Annotated in this window: 13 protein-coding genes; 9 read left to right on the forward strand and 4 right to left on the reverse strand. The window is 45.6% G+C overall.

From position 1 onward, the window contains the following. The first annotated feature begins 21 nt into the window (after positions 1 to 21). Both EYS00_RS12320 and EYS00_RS12325 read left to right on the forward strand, forming a co-directional pair. Positions 22 to 1,275 (forward strand): diguanylate cyclase, encoded by a 1,254-nt coding sequence (locus EYS00_RS12320; protein ID WP_242618758.1) that lies wholly within the window; start codon positions 22 to 24, stop codon positions 1,273 to 1,275. Positions 1,276 to 1,571: 296 nt separating this feature from the next. Further along, entirely contained in the window at positions 1,572 to 3,836 is a 2,265-nt protein-coding gene (locus EYS00_RS12325) for a TonB-dependent receptor (RefSeq protein ID WP_130636990.1), read from the forward strand. 48 nt (positions 3,837 to 3,884) lie between these two features. Here the strand turns inward: EYS00_RS12325 and nhaC are convergent, their stop codons facing one another. Both nhaC and rarD read right to left on the reverse strand, forming a co-directional pair. After that, positions 3,885 to 5,270, reverse strand: a complete 1,386-nt coding sequence (gene nhaC, locus EYS00_RS12330; protein WP_130636992.1) for a Na+/H+ antiporter NhaC — start codon at positions 5,268 to 5,270, stop codon at positions 3,885 to 3,887. Positions 5,271 to 5,513: 243 nt separating this feature from the next. After that, complete coding sequence (gene rarD / locus EYS00_RS12335; RefSeq protein WP_242618762.1) at positions 5,514 to 6,356, reverse strand: EamA family transporter RarD; 843 nt, start codon at positions 6,354 to 6,356, stop codon at positions 5,514 to 5,516. A gap of 271 nt (positions 6,357 to 6,627) precedes the next feature. On the opposite strand from rarD, the gene EYS00_RS12340 reads away from it, so the two are divergent. The 4 genes from EYS00_RS12340 to EYS00_RS12355 all read left to right on the forward strand — a co-directional run bounded on the left by EYS00_RS12340 (position 6,628) and on the right by EYS00_RS12355 (position 10,694). Continuing rightward, positions 6,628 to 7,443, forward strand: coding sequence for a spondin domain-containing protein (locus EYS00_RS12340; protein WP_130636997.1), 816 nt, complete (start codon positions 6,628 to 6,630; stop codon positions 7,441 to 7,443). Between the two features lie 11 nt (positions 7,444 to 7,454). Next, positions 7,455 to 8,321: a spondin domain-containing protein gene (locus tag EYS00_RS12345; protein WP_130636999.1), complete on the forward strand. Its 867-nt coding sequence runs from the start codon at positions 7,455 to 7,457 to the stop codon at positions 8,319 to 8,321. 166 nt (positions 8,322 to 8,487) lie between these two features. Further along, positions 8,488 to 9,213, forward strand: coding sequence for a response regulator transcription factor (locus tag EYS00_RS12350; RefSeq protein ID WP_130637001.1), 726 nt, complete (start codon positions 8,488 to 8,490; stop codon positions 9,211 to 9,213). Next, positions 9,210 to 10,694, forward strand: coding sequence for a HAMP domain-containing sensor histidine kinase (locus tag EYS00_RS12355; RefSeq protein ID WP_130637003.1), 1,485 nt, complete (start codon positions 9,210 to 9,212; stop codon positions 10,692 to 10,694). The genes EYS00_RS12350 and EYS00_RS12355 overlap by 4 nt, the downstream gene beginning before the upstream one ends. 32 nt (positions 10,695 to 10,726) lie before the next feature. Here the strand turns inward: EYS00_RS12355 and EYS00_RS12360 are convergent, their stop codons facing one another. Next, positions 10,727 to 11,224, reverse strand: coding sequence for a thioesterase family protein (locus EYS00_RS12360; protein ID WP_130637006.1), 498 nt, complete (start codon positions 11,222 to 11,224; stop codon positions 10,727 to 10,729). A gap of 171 nt (positions 11,225 to 11,395) precedes the next feature. On the opposite strand from EYS00_RS12360, the gene recQ reads away from it, so the two are divergent. Then, positions 11,396 to 13,234, forward strand: a complete 1,839-nt coding sequence (gene recQ, locus EYS00_RS12365; RefSeq protein WP_130637008.1) for a DNA helicase RecQ — start codon at positions 11,396 to 11,398, stop codon at positions 13,232 to 13,234. On the opposite strand, the gene EYS00_RS12370 is transcribed toward recQ, so the two are convergent. Continuing rightward, positions 13,231 to 13,899 (reverse strand): glutathione S-transferase family protein, encoded by a 669-nt coding sequence (locus EYS00_RS12370; protein ID WP_130637010.1) that lies wholly within the window; start codon positions 13,897 to 13,899, stop codon positions 13,231 to 13,233. The genes recQ and EYS00_RS12370 overlap by 4 nt on opposite strands. A gap of 180 nt (positions 13,900 to 14,079) precedes the next feature. On the opposite strand from EYS00_RS12370, the gene EYS00_RS12375 reads away from it, so the two are divergent. Then, complete coding sequence (locus EYS00_RS12375) at positions 14,080 to 15,504, forward strand: YdiU family protein (RefSeq protein ID WP_130637012.1); 1,425 nt, start codon at positions 14,080 to 14,082, stop codon at positions 15,502 to 15,504. After that, positions 15,492 to 15,803, forward strand: coding sequence for a DUF3630 family protein (locus EYS00_RS12380; RefSeq protein WP_130637014.1), 312 nt, complete (start codon positions 15,492 to 15,494; stop codon positions 15,801 to 15,803). The genes EYS00_RS12375 and EYS00_RS12380 overlap by 13 nt, the downstream gene beginning before the upstream one ends. The last annotated feature ends 29 nt before the right edge of the window (positions 15,804 to 15,832 follow it).

Raw genomic sequence — 15,832 nt, forward strand, 5'->3', positions numbered from 1 at the left:
TAAAAAATGGCGTGCTAATACATGTTCATGCAGCAAAACGTACTGGTAATTGAAAACAGTCACACTAGCTTAGAAATTGTCTCTAAGTTAGTGAGAAAGGCGGGGCTTAATCCCATTGGCGCACGTTCCTTGATGGAAGCTCGCGCTCGATTTTCCCAAATGATGCCTGAAAGCTGCTTGTGCGCCATAGTGGCTTATAATCTACCCGACGCTCCTCATGGCGAAGCCGCTGACGCAACCATTGCCGCGTATATCCCCACTATCGTGGTAACGGATAGCGTACACCCCCCAACGCGAGAACACATTCTTACGAAAGATGTTGTGGACTATATCCCTAAAGAGAATGCACAAAATTATGACTATTTAAGTCGCCTTCTTGCTCGATTAGAGAAGAATAAGTCCACTGGGGTGATCGTAGTCAGCACCCATCGAAAGTCGCGGAAAAACATGCTCTCGATGTTGCACAAACACAACTTTGTAGTATTTGATTGCCCAACCGCCAGTGATGCTATGCAACACTTGGCAAACAACAAGCACATTAGGCTAGTCATTACCGACTACGCCATACCTGATATGACAGGCACTGAATTTGTATCCACACTGCGCAAAGCCTTTGCCAAAGAGCAGCTTGCCATTATGGGGATTGCGGGTGGCGAAAATACGTTGCTGTCGGCACTATTCATTAAAAGTGGCGCCAATGATTTTATTCACCGCCCCTACAGTCACGAAGAGTTTTTGTGCAGGGTAATGCAGAATGTGGAATATATAGAAAGCGTTGAGGCCATACGCCGTGCGGCAAACTCAGACTACTTAACGGGATTGCCCAATCGACGCCACTTTTTCTACACGGTAACAGTGCAACAGTCTTCATTACCCGATTCACACGCCCTGGCCCTTATCGATCTAGACCACTTTAAGTCAATTAATGATACCTATGGTCATGATGCGGGAGATGAAGTGCTTAAGGTTGTTGCCAGCGTTATCGAAGAGCAGTTCCCAGATGAAGTCATCGCCCGCTTTGGTGGCGAGGAATTTTGTATTTATTTCCCTGAAACTCATATCGATGACGTAATAAAGTTACTCAATACATTCAGAGAAACCTTGGCCGACACTATCATTAGATTCAATGGGGAAACCCTCAGTGTTACATGTAGTGTGGGTGTAAGCACCCTCAATACACAAAATATAGAAGCCATGTTAAGCAATGCAGACAAAGCACTTTACGAGGTAAAACGCCAAGGACGCAACCAAGTGTTAAAAGCGTGTACAGAGTAAGTTAACAATTGTCCATTTGGTCAAATTTTATCTAAATTACCTCAGTATTTCATTGTCATGAACAATCTATGACAGTAAACTCGCGCTCCAGTCTTCAAACGAGAATCTTCAACGTGAGATTATTGAGGGCTGGATGGAATACATGCGAGTTTTTACTTACCTCTCTCTATCTCCTAGCAGCACTCTTACTCTTTTTCGTTTAGTTTTCTCGTCGATTCTGCGATGAAATGTTTCTCAGAGAACATCTGTAATCTTTGAAGATGGTTATGCGACCTAACACATAAAAGAGACAGTGAATGAAACCCACGATTAACAAAAGCAAATCACTAGCTAGTCAATATTCTCCTGTTGCCATTGCTGTGGCAATGACTATTCCCACTCTAGGCAATTTAGCATTCGCTCAAGAGGATACAGTTACAGAAGAACAAAAATTTGAGGCTATCACGGTTACCGCGACAAAACGCCCTCAAGTGATTTATGAAGTGCCAATTGCGTTGAGCGCATTTGATGGCGATATGCTTGCAGAGCAAGGTATCACCGACCTTACTGATGTGGGTAAATTTGTGCCGAACTTGAACGTTACGGGTTTCTCAGCAGGGCATACGTCCTCGGTTAACCCATTTATTCGCGGTATCGGACTACAAGACCATTTGATCACTACAGATCCTGGTGTCAGTGTATACGTTGACGGGGTTTATCTGGGTCGTCAGGTGGGTCAGAACTGGAGTTTGAGCAACATCGAGCGTATTGAGGTACTTCGTGGACCACAGGGTACGCTTTATGGTCGCAACTCTATCGGTGGTGCAATTAACATCATCACTAAAGAGCCAGACCAAGGTGACGTTACCAAGGTAAACACAGAATTTGGTACTCGCGGCCGAGTAAAGGCTGACTTATTTGTTAACCATGGTTTGTCAGACTCCCTTGCGTTCAACATGAACCTATCCGTCAACAAACGCGATGGTTTAGGTGAATTCATTAATGTACCTGATGCTGAATTTGATGTGGGCGAAACAGAAGACGTTTCTGGTCGCATATCTGTTAAATTCGAGCCAACCAATGACTTCCGCATGGTACTTACTGCCGATGCAAATAATGGCGACGGTGGCCTTCGTCCATATAATGTACTTATAGATGAAGTGGGTTCTGACCGCTATGCGGGTGGTGCAAATGGTTTAGGCGTAGCACTAGGCAATGACGACGTTGTTCCTGACGGCTACGACATGTACGACAACGCCACCAGCACAAAAGAAGTCACTAGCGTATCTAACGAGGCTCGTGGTATTTCACTCACAACAGAATGGGATATCAATGAAGACTACACTGCCAAGCTTGTTGCCAGCCAGCGTTCATCTCAATACAAAGCGGGTCTAGATGACGACGGTACTATTTATGCCCTCGATCACTACCCAGAGCTAGGTGAAGCTGACCAAACGTCTATCGAACTTCAACTTAACGGTTACCTCAACGAGTACACTGACTTTGTTGCTGGTCTTTACTACTTCAACGAAGAAGGTAAAAACCGCCAAGGTGCAGACTCTAGCTTTGATGGCGGAGCAAACCTTCTTGAACTTGACCAAGAAACCACAAGTAAAGCGGCATACATTAACGTGCGTCACGACCTAACGGACGAGCTGACCGTGTCAGGTGGTCTTCGCTACACAGAAGATGAAAAAGAAGCATCGGCAAACGTATTCTCTGCGCTAGGCACAATCTACGATCAGAACGATTGGGACGAGCTAACGTGGGAACTTGCCGCAAACTATACCTTTGAAAACGGTATGACGGGTTACGCGACCATTCAATCTGGTTACCAGTCTGGTCAATACCCAGCACGTCCTTACTGTCTTATCGGTCAATTCTTTGCCGGTGGTGGTTTTGATGACATCGATGCTGCGCAAGCTGCGGTGAGAGCTAACAACTGCTTTACTGCATCAGAAAACATAACAGCCACGAACTATGAAGTGGGTGTTAAAGGTCGAGTTAATGACTACTTTGACGTAAGTATTGCTGTATTTAATACAGAGTTTGAAGACCTACCTTACCAAGTCAGCCGAGTAAGCGATTCTGGTTTTGATACCGCTAATTTAGTCGTAGAGCAAACGTCTCGCGGTATTGAGCTAGACACAACGTTCAACTACGACAACTTCAGCATGATGACTAGCATTGGTTTTATGGATGTTGATGTAGAAGAACAAGACGGCTTTAGTCCAGTAGCGCCACTAACGCCAGATTTAACCCTAGCCATTGGTCCTTCATACACTTTCGACCTTGAGGGTGGTGCATCGATTCGCGTTCGCGCTGATTACTCATATCGTTCAGACATGTATGGCGAGCCATCATCAGCACCAGAGCGTATGACAGAGCTAGAGAGCAGAGAGTTAGTTAACTTTGACGTGGCTTACACGCCAGCCAACGAAGGTTACACGCTTGCGCTTTATGGCCGAAACGTATTCGATGAGCGTTATGACAACGCCCGTCTAAATACAGGCGACTACATCTTGCAAATTCTAAGTAATGATGCGAGCGAGTTCGGCGTTAGATTCTCAACAGAGTTCTAACCTCTTACCGAATAACTATGTGGCACTACCATGGTGGTGCCACATAGCTTACGTTTTTCTGTAGCTAAACCATCCGTACTTCCCATAGATAAGGGAAATAAAAATCACCAGAATGTGATACCACATGAAAGGTAGGTATGACACGGTAGCCACACCAAGCGTAGATGCCATAAAGATGCCTCCGTCTGACCACGGGATCATAGGCGTTGGAATGGTCGCTCCCGCCTCTGTATTACGTGACAACACACGTTTATCAATATTGAGTTGTTGGTAGTTCTGTTTTGTGAGTGTACTGGCGGTGATAATGGCGACATAAGCTGCACCACCAATCATATTTCCCACCACACCAGCCATCATAGTGGCCGAGGTTAAACGACCAATAGACGTCGCCCAGGATTTTATTCGTGTTGAAATGGTTTCTAACACTCCAACCGTTCGCATTAGACCACCTAAGCCCAACGCTAGTATGATGATAACCACTACGTTTGCCATTGATGCTATACCGCCACGATTGAGTAGTATGTTCAAAAAAGATAAGTCGGACTGAATACTGTTACCTTTGACTAAACTACCAAAAGCCATATCGAAGCTATTCGATTCGAACACCATTGCCCATATGACACCCAGCAAAGCGCCAAAGAAAATGACCGGTACAGACGGGAGTTTTAATACCAATAGCGCTATAACGATAATTGCTGGTAGCAACATGTACCAACCGATAGAAAAGTGCTGTTCGAGTGCTTTGACTACCACGTCTGTTTGATTGTTCGCTGGGTCAAAGTCATAAAGCAGCCCTACCACCAAAAAAAGACCTGCGGCGATTGCAATGGCTGGAAGGCTGACCATCAACATGGACTTAATATGCTCGATAATATTCACTTCGCATAATGAAGCAGCCATTACTGTAGTATCAGATAACGGTGATAGTTTATCACCCACATAGGCACCACTAATGACAGCGCCGGCAACAAGAGGCAGAGGCAGCCCGAACGATGCCCCGATGCCCATCATGGCCACACCTGCAGTACCTGCCGTTCCGAAGGATGTACCGGTTGCTAACGATGTTACGCTACACACAAAAAACGCACCCACAAGGAAATATTCAGGGCGCATAATCGATAAACCAAAATAGATGATATTGGGAACCACACCACCGGCAATCCAACTTCCAATAAGTGCGCCCACTGCAATGAGGACTAAGATTGCATCGCCACCTTGCGCAATCCCATCAATCAACCCTTTTTGCAATGTGTGATAGGAATGGCCAAGTAAAACGCCGAGCCCGATAATACAAAACCAACTGAAAATCAGTGGAACTTGCACGGGGACATCATTGACTTCAGAGAATAAGACGATGCAGCCGATTATAGTCAAGGCAAGGAGTAAGATCTGACGCATAGAGGGCAGTTTTACCGCCGCATTAACTGATGACATAGTGGTGGCCAATTCTCTTGATTCGGTTATCGAACAACGACGACTTCAACCATCACAACGCGCTTTGTACTATATAGGTTAGGTCGCTTGCCACACAGATTCAACACAGAGTGTGATGCAAAATTGTGCAACGTTTCTCATTAATGCGGCATGTACCCGTGACTTTCCAAGGCTAACGATATGATTACATTGAATTCACTAAACAATGAATACAGAAAGCACAAACCACGCCAGATCAAAGGGTTATGCTTTTGCCTGTTTTTGAACACGATATGCTCGAAGTGAATCTAAACTAAATAACACTAACCCAGCCCACACAAAACCAAAAGTCACCAGCCTGTCTTCTTCTAATGGTTCTCCATAGAGCGTCACCGCAAGAATAAACATGAGTGTTGGGCCAATGTACTGAAAGAACCCGAGTGTTGAGTACATGATACGTTTGGCCGCAGCAGTGAAGCACAACAAAGGCGCTGTGGTAATAACGCCAGACGCGATAAGCAGAATGTTAAACGACAAATCATTAGTGGCTAAGTTTGAATACTCAGTGCCAAACATCACCCAATACACGATTGCGAAAGGGCTGAGTAATAGGGTTTCGACAAATAACCCGGTTAAAGAATCGACGGGAACCCGTTTTCGCAATAGCCCGTATGTACCAAAAGTACACGCAAGTACCAAAGCTATCCAGGGTAATTGCCCGTAAGACACAATCAGAATGGTTACACCAACAATGGCAAGCAAAACAGCCACTCGCTGAAGTGGTCGCAGTTTTTCACCTAAAAACACACGGCCAAGGAACACATTAACCATGGGATTTATGTAATATCCCAAACTCGCATCCAGTATCTTGTCATTGTTGACAGCCCAAATATATAACAGCCAATTCGCCGCCAAAAGCACGCCTGCAATGAACAAAATCCCCATGATTTTCTTGTTGCGCATCACGCTGACAAGGGCAGGAATTTGTTTGGTAGCAACAATTAACCCAAACACCAAAATCACAGACCAAATGACGCGATGTACAAGGATTTCCGCCGCCGGAAGCATAGCTAACTCTTTGAAATACAAAGGAGCAATGCCCCACATGGTATAAGCCGCAATGGCGCAGATAACACCGGTTCTTGTGGCATTTGATGCGTTAGCTGATACGTTCACATTTGGTCCTTTGAAATGAGCAGGGCTTATTATTTGCTATTCGACCCTGACCAACAAGTGGGAAAGCATGCCGAATGGGAATTTTCTTGAGATTTAACGACGCGCGACAAAATTGTACGTTTTTTGTGATACTTCTGTGATGAATTGATTTGCCTAGTCCTCTAATTTTTATGTGCTTCCAGTCATAAACAAGGACAATACAATGAAATTTTCTAAACTTGCTGGCGCTACATTGTTCGCGTTGGCATCTGTATCAACTACACAAGCGGTAACGCTTGATATTGAAATTACTAACTTAACGCAAGCGCAAAGCTTCACACCACGCTTGGTAGTGGCACATGATGCAACTGTTGATGCGTTTGAGGTTGGTGAGACGGCTTCAACGGCATTAGCGTGGTTAGCAGAAGCTGGTGTTATAGACGACGCCCAGGAGCCAGCATCTAGTGGCGAAAACTTTGAAGCGGTACTTGGCCCAGTTGACACAGACAACGGCTCAAATACCTGGCATCGTTTTGGTGGCCTAGTAGCACCAAAAGCTACATTAAGCTATCCGTTTGACACTATGGATAAGCCTTACTTGTCTATTCTTTCAATGATGATCCCTACCAATGATGCCTTTGTTGGTCTAGACAGCATCATGATCCCAACTGAGCCAGGTACTTACACCTATTACCTTAATGCATACGATGCTGGCACAGAGCTAAACGACGAACTGAACAGTGCACGTACTGACGTTGTTGAAGCTGGAACCGGTAACGCTCTTGGTGGCTACGGTGTACCAGGCGTTGCAGGTGGCGGTGCACCAACGCGTATTGTTGACCTAGGTATGGGCGGTACGGGCGTAGCCGCAACAGTAATGAGTGGCGAAGTTGAAGACGGTACCGACGGTCCCGTTCACATTCACCGTAATGCCTTGGGCGATACTGATAACGCGGGCGGCGCAAGTGACCTAGACTCTACCGTTCACCGTTGGTTAAACCCTGTTGCGCGTGTAGTTATCACTGTTCCTGCGTCTTAAGGAGCGATGTTATGAAAAACTCAATAATTAAACTCAGTACGCTGCTGCTACTTTCTGCATTGATAGTTGCTTGCGGTGACGATGGTGATACCGGTCCAGCTGGCCCACAAGGCGCTGCTGGTATGGATGGCGCTGACGGTATGGACGGTGCCGATGGAGCAGATGGTGCCGACGGTGCTGATGGTGCTGACGGTGCCGATGGCGTGAATGGTAACTCGGCGGTGTATACCGTTCAGATAACCAACCTTACTCACGCACAGCCTTTTGCACCTGCGGCAGTCATTCTTCATGAATCTGGTTTTTACTCCTTTATGGATGGTCAGCCAGCAAGCATGGGAATTGAAGTCATGGCAGAGGGCGGTGACCCATCAATGGTTATCGATGAAGCAATGAACTCTACGGATTTCCTAGATGCACAAAACTCTGGTGGCATCCTTCCTCCAAGTTCGATGGGCGACGTGATGACATTAGTAGTGCCTGAGCTAGATGCGGATGACTTGCGACTGACCATCACTACCATGTTAGTCAATACCAATGATGCGTTTACTGGGCTTAATGCCGCAAACGTCAGTGACATGGCAGTGGGCGATAGTAAAACTTTCATGACGGTTACATGGGATGCAGGCACAGAAGCTAATACCGAAACTGCTGCAACCATGCCTGGCCCTGCGGCAGGTGCAGCCGGTGGTGGCGGTGCAGCGGCGGGTTACGATCCAACTCGTGATGATCTTGCTGACGCTGTACGTCTGCACACAGGTGTAACCACCAGCGCAAATGCTACAGACCCGAGTAGAGAGGGGTTAGCAACATCTGTGTTAGGTGAAGCGCATCGCTTTGATAATCCCACGAGTCGTGTAGTAATCACCCGCACTCGCTAGGGTATGTATTGAGTCACAGATATCAAAAAACAGTTATCTGTGACTCTTTTTAATTCCGCTTTTGATTGTCGAGTCTTTTAAAAAATGAAATTTTTTAAAACTATGTGAATGATTTTTGCCCTACCTCCGGTCTGTGTGGATTGCAGTCATATTCTGAGGATTGGGTATGCAAGACAATATTCTTGTAGTTGAAGACGACGCTGATATCGCGGATTTAATTCGAGTCAATCTATGCGAGCTTGGTGTAGACATTACATTGGCCCACAACGGTCGAGCGGGATTACAACGAGCCTTGGACGAGCAATTCTCGCTAGTCATACTCGATGTGACACTTCCAGAAGTCAACGGTCTAGATATTTGTCGTCAAGTACGAGACAAACACCCAGAGAAGGCCATTATTATGCTGACCTCTAAAAACTCAGAAACCGATCGTGTGCTCGGCCTTGAACTTGGCGCCGACGACTACATGACCAAGCCATTTAGCGTACGTGAGTTACAAGCGCGTGTAAGGGCACAGTTACGCAAAGTCCACCTGATGGCCAAGTCACCGCTTGAGTCAGACTCAGTTGAAGATAAAGACATTACTATTGGTGCGCTGGCCATTAGCACTAAACTTCATCAAGCCACTTTTTTTGGAAAGCTACTAGAACTCACGGCAACAGAATTTGACTTGCTCCTTTATCTAGCCAAACACCCAAACCAAGTATTTAGTCGAACTCAACTATTAGAGTCGGTATGGGGCTATCAGCATAGCGGCTATGAACATACGGTAAATTCCCATATTAATCGCCTACGGGCAAAAATTGAGCTTGATGCTACCGCTCCTCAAATAGTGCAAACCGTATGGGGTGTGGGCTATAAGTTCAACCCAGACGGAGTTCAAGCACAATGAAACTATGTTTTTATCAGCGGATCTCACTAGCATTAGCAGCAGTTTTTATTTGTGTGCTTGCACTGTTCTTTTTCACCAGCGCTCATTTGCAATCGATTACTCAAGATGAGGCTGAACAACAACTTCATCTGGGTCTCGCCGAACACTTAGCCTTAGACAGCCCTTTACTTAAAACCGGCGTTTACGACTACGAGGCACTCAAAAACCTGTTTCATACGTTGATGATATTAGGGCCAAATTTCGAGTTTTATTACTTAGATCCCAATGGCAAAGTACTTACCTACTCGGCAGAGGCAGGCAAAGTAAAGTCTGAGTACGTGGATTTGCTGCCCATTCAAAACCTTATTCGAGACGCGAGTCAGCTTCCCATCAAAGGCGACGACCCGCGAAACCCCGGCGTCAAAAAGATCTTTTCTGCCGCTCCGGTGATGAATGGTGATGTATTACAGGGTTACTTGTACGTCATCATTGGTGGTGAAATTTACGACTCTATTCTCGAGAATGTTAAGCAAAGTGAGAACCTACAACACCTCATTCTATTTAGCGCAATGACCCTCGTATTTTTGTTCGTGGCATTGATGATGTTGTTCAAAGCACTGACCTCCCCCCTTCGTAAACTCAGTGCTGAAATGGACAAAGTCAGTGAGTCAGACTTTCATCAAGAGCGTTTGGACGAACCGCAATACCAGTGGAAATCTAAGAGTCACGATGAAGTACAACGTTTAGGTAGCACCTTCAACCGTATGTTGAAGCACATCAATATGCAATTTGACCAGTTACAGCAAATAGATACTCAACGCAGAGTATTGTTAGCCGACTTATCCCACGACCTGCGCACGCCACTGGCTAATCTGCAAGGTTACATCGAAACCCTTGCTATCAATGACGACAAATTAGACGTCCCCAAAAGAAAACGCTTTATTGATATTTCACTCAAAAATGCGCGCAACTTGAAACACCTTATCGATCAGATTTTTGAACTGGCCTATTTGGAAGGTGGACAAGTCACTCTGAACCAAGAGCCATTCCCCCTCGGTGAGCTATTACACGATATTGCCGCGAAGTTTGCGTTGAAGGCGGCGGAAAAAGACTTAAGTCTTGATGTGAGTCTTGGCGAGTCCGACTACCGCGTGTTTGCAGATATGGGCAAGCTTGAACGCATCTTGACCAACCTGTTGGAAAATGCCATCAGGCACACGCCAGCACAAGGCAATATTACACTGGCGGTCACCCCGCAAACTGACAAAATTCGTATCGATATTCGCGACACAGGTGTGGGTATTAGTGATAAAGAAATTGCCTTTATTTTTGATGCTCGCTATCAGGCCACTAACCACGAAAAAGACAATTGTCTGCATGCGGGATTGGGACTAGCCATCAGCAAAAAGCTTGTCTCCTTATTAGACTCAGACCTGTTAGTAGAGAGTCAGTTAGGCAAAGGGACCTGCTTCAGCTTTGAATTACAGGTTGTGCCGGCGTAGCCTAAACTCAATTGAGCCTCCGCTAAACCTCGTCAACCCAGCATATATGTTCCGGTGCCAAAGGCGATGTGATCGCCTTTTTCGTTGTGCAGCTCCATTCTACAAACCACAACACGACTCCCTCTGCGGATCACTTCAGCGGTAGCTACGAAAGTTTCGCCTCTACCCGGTCGAAGATAGTCTACTCGCATGTCAATAGTGCCTGTCGTAGCCAACTGTTCCCGCAGTGTAGGCAATTCACTAAGCGGGGTTTGCTTTATGGTCTCAATAATAGCAACTAGTCCACCAATGGTATCGAGCATAGATGCAGTCACTCCTCCATGAAGAATCTTCTGCATGGGGTTACCTGTGAGTTCTTCACGCCAATTCACGCGCAGCGCTACGGAATCGTTCTGCTCCTCAAAGACTAACTGAAGAAAGCGATTGAAGGGCATGGTATCGCGAAACAAATGAATCACATGGGAAATCATTTTTTTATGAGTCAGTGCATTTTCTGACGATTCGTGGGAGACATGCTCAGAGACTGTCATAGTGTTTTGCCTTTGCCATATGTATTGATAAATAGCTTTGGGTAGCGTACCGCAAATACATTCAATGCCAACATAGCGTTTGTGATAGACCTTTATAGAAAACCTGAATTTTAGTTGGTTTTTGCGCTTTTAAGATGAAGCTCTCACTGAAAACGCGTAGAATCCATCGCTATGCAAACAGTGTCTCCACTTTCACCCGATATTGAACAACCACTTCAGGAAAATAGTCCTGCGGCGGTGCTTAAGCGTGTGTTTGGTTATGACACTTTTCGCGACGGTCAAGAAGCTGTTATTGAGCATGTTTGCAAAGGGAAAGACGCATTGGTACTGCTGCCTACAGGTGGCGGAAAATCCTTGTGCTATCAAATACCTGCGTTAGTAAGAGACGGTATTGCCATTGTTGTGTCTCCGCTTATTTCACTCATGCAAGATCAAGTGGAGCAACTCAAAGAACTTGGCGTTAAAGCGGACTATCTCAACTCCACATTGGAACCAGAGCAACAAGCCGCGGTAGCTGATAAAATTACATCCGGAGCTATTGATTTACTGTATGTCTCACCCGAGCGGTTATTGCAGTTTGGTTTTCAACAAACGCTGCAACATACCACTATTGCGCTGTTTGCCGTCGATGAAGCTCATTGTGTTTCACACTGGGGTCATGACTTTCGCTCAGATTATCGATCACTAGGGCAAATAAAGTCTCGCTTTCCCACCGTACCCGTCATTGGGTTAACGGCAACTGCCGATACCGCAACACAAGCGGACATACTCACACAGTTGCGACTGGAATCTCCCTTGGTATACAAAGGGAGTTTTGACCGCCCCAATATTCGCTATCGCGTCATGGCGAAGTACAAAGCCTTTGAACAAGTCGTTGATTACGTAAAGCAACAAGATGGCAGCGGCATTATTTATTGCAATAGTCGCGCAAAGGTCGATGACTTACACGCAAAATTGTATCGCCAAGGCTTTAGATGCGCCGCTTATCATGCTGGATTAGACGCCGATGAACGAGAACTCGTTCAGCGTCAGTTCCTCACCGATAAAATAGACATTGTTGTTGCCACCGTCGCCTTTGGCATGGGGATCAACAAATCAAACGTACGCTATGTTGTGCACCATGACGTGCCTCGAAGTATTGAAGGCTATTATCAAGAAACCGGACGCGCTGGACGGGACGGTCTTGCGTCGGAAGCTTTACTATTGTTTGACGAAAAAGACGCAGCAAGAGTGCGTCAATGGATTGAGCAAGGAGAAAACGCCGATCGCAATGCCATTGAGCTTCAGAAGTTTGCAGCCATGGAAGCATTTTCAGAAGCTCAAATTTGTCGACGTCAGGTATTGCTGAACTACTTTTCTCAATTTAGTGACAGTGCCTGTGGAAACTGCGATGTGTGTTTGGATCCACCCAAAATGTTTGATGGACTAGTCACTAGCCAAAAAGTACTTTCGTGTATTTTGCGCCTAGCACAGCAAGCCTCTTCCCAATACGTCATTGATGTTTTGCGAGGTAAACAACTTCGACGATTACAAGAAGCAGGACACAATCAGCTATCTACCTACGGCATTGGCAAAGAACAGTCTGATATCTATTGGCACAACATAATTAATCAACTGGTTCATAAAGGCTTGATAAGAGTCGACATTACTGCCAAAGCTGCACTGCGCTTAACCGAAGCTGCTCGCCCTGTATTAAAAAGTGAGGTTGCCGTGATGCTTGCGACGCCTAGACTCGAATTTAAGCCCGAGAAAAAAGCCAAACTCGCGCCAGCCAATTACGACAGAACACTTTTCGTTCGTTTAAAGCACTTGCGCAAAACCCTCGCAGAGGAGCACGAAGTGCCGCCCTATGTGGTATTTAGTGACGCCACTCTGGTGGACATGGCCTCAAAAGTGCCCACAACATTGAATGACATGCTCGACATTAGCGGTGTGGGGCAAACCAAGCTCGCTCGCTACGGCGATGCGTTTCTTCAACTTATTACCGACTACATCAACAAAGACGATTAGGCATATGCGTATTCGCCGCCTTTTTCAAGCGCGCGTTGATATGTATCGCGTTCATGCACACGCTTTACATAAGCTGCAATGGCTGGAAGATCTTTCGCCTTACCACTAGCAACAATGGCTTCTAACGGAAAAATCATTTGTACGTCTGCCGCATTAGGGGTTCTGCCAGCAAACCATTCGTTTTGCTCGAGATAGGCTTCAATATAGGCCAAACTCTGCGTTAAATTAGGGCCATAGTAGGCGTTAATGATTCCATCAACAATTCTGTCTGCTATGGGTTTAATGAAGAACATTTTCGACGCTTTTACCCGTGCTTTTTCTAAAATCATCAAAGCGACCAATGGTGGCATTAACGAACCTTCAGCAAAATGCACCCAAAACAAATACTGCTGATAGTCTTGTTTATCTGTTGGCGGAGCAAAGGTATCTTTTCCATACATTTGAACAAGGTAGTCAACGATAGCGCCCGACTCAGCGATAGTAGTATCTCCCTCAGTCAGCACAGGTGAGCGCCCCAATGGATGAATAGCTCGAAGTGACGCAGGTGCCAAATTTGTCACTGCATCACGTTCATAACGTTTTACGTCGTAATCTATACCTAATTCCTCGAGTAACCATAAAATGCGCTGTGATCTGGAATTATTTAAATGATGTAAGGTAACCATGAGTGTCTCCTCGTCCGCTCGGTGTTTCCGTGTTATTTGTTATTGTTGTCTCTCCTTCTACCTCGATTATTTGGTATTAGATTAAACTTGGATAATTTTTTTCGTTATAGGCGAAAATTAATCTTGGTGTAATGTAAGCTTCGTCATCGCATCATGGGATTTGCTAGGAAAAAGTAACCAATGATTTTACATCATCAATACGCTGAACAACTCTCTAGCTTGGGTAGTTACGTTGTTCCGTCACCCCTCGATAATATGCAGGTCGAATTGTTTAATCATGAGCTTGCCCAACAGATTGGCTTTCCCATTGATGACATATCACCAGACCAACTACTGGCAATGCTCCACTCTCCCTCTACGCCATTTACTTTCAAAGCATTTGCACAAAAGTACGGCGGCCATCAATTTGGTCATTGGAATCCTGAACTGGGTGATGGTCGGGGGCTATTGCTTGGTGAACTTAAAAACCAGCAGGGGTATTACACCGATCTTCACTTAAAAGGTGCGGGTCCTACACCTTATTCACGACATGCCGATGGTCGCGCTGTACTTCGTTCAACCATTAGGGAATACATTGGTGGCGAAGCACTTCATGCGTTAGGTATTCCCAGCTCTCGCAGTTTGTGTTTATTTTCAAGCAATACTCAGGTGTTGCGGGAAACCGCTGAGCCTGGCGCTATGATGATAAGAACCGCACCAAGTCATATTCGATTCGGACATTTTGAATATTACTTTTATGCACAGCAGCACGACAAACTAGAGCAACTGATGGATTACACCATTGCCAATCACTTTAGTGAGTGTGCTAACGCTGATAATCCGTATGCAGAATTGTTGCGGCAAATAACCCTTCGCACTGCACGAATGATAGCGCTGTGGCAGTGTCATGGTTTTGTACATGGCGTAATGAATACCGACAACATGTCCATTCATGGTATCACCTTCGATTATGGCCCATACGCCTTTATGGACTATTACGATAGTAATGCGGTGTTCAATCATACCGACCAAGGTGGCCGCTATGCCTTTGACCAGCAACCGGGTATTGCACTATGGAATCTAAACGCCCTCGCCCATGCGTTCTCAAGTCATTGTTCCATTGATGAACTCAAAGACATCCTGTCTCAATTTGAGCCAACGTATTTAGCGCAATACAACAGCATAATGTTGTTACGGATGGGCCTCGAAAGCACATCAGAGCACAAGTCTTGTTTAACCACGTGGCTAGATATGCTCGCATCTGAGCAACGTGATTATACCTACTCATTTAGACAACTTGCGTTGTGTGATGGGATTAATCTGTGCGATTCACTACGTGACAACTTTATTGATAGACGTCGTTTTGACAAATGGTGGAATCACTATTCAGCACTTCGCCAGCGCAGCGCGAATCAATCTACTGATTTAACCCGATTAAATCCGGTGGTGATCCCACGAACTCACTTACTTCAAGACGCAATAGAGAGTGCTGAACTCGACGATTTCTCAAAAACCACAACATTACTAGAGGCTACATCGACACCCTACGATAAAAAGTGGGATAATCACGACCTTTCTAAACCACCTGCAACAACGTCGGCCGTTTCATTATCATGCAGCAGTTAACACGCCAAGACATTACACAAGCGCTATCAATGCAAGGTGACAATCTCCTTATTGCTTTGCCGTTACCGTCTACCCCACTAAAAACAACACAATGGACAGAGAATTTTGCCGCACTGTTTGATTTCACCTGCTACGAAGCTGACTGGGGTGCAGATAGATACCAAATTCGCCTTCGAAACAACGATGTGGAATGCTTGCTGTGTATAGAGTGGTTATGTGAGGCAATGTGGTTAACACCGCTCGGTCAAGGTCAAACCGCGCTATTATTGAGAGACTGGTTGTACCAAAAAAAGTCCTAATAATTCTATTATTAGGTTACCTAAACTCC

Source organism: Alteromonas sp. KUL49, assembly GCF_006538345.1.
Lineage (GTDB): Bacteria > Pseudomonadota > Gammaproteobacteria > Enterobacterales > Alteromonadaceae > Alteromonas.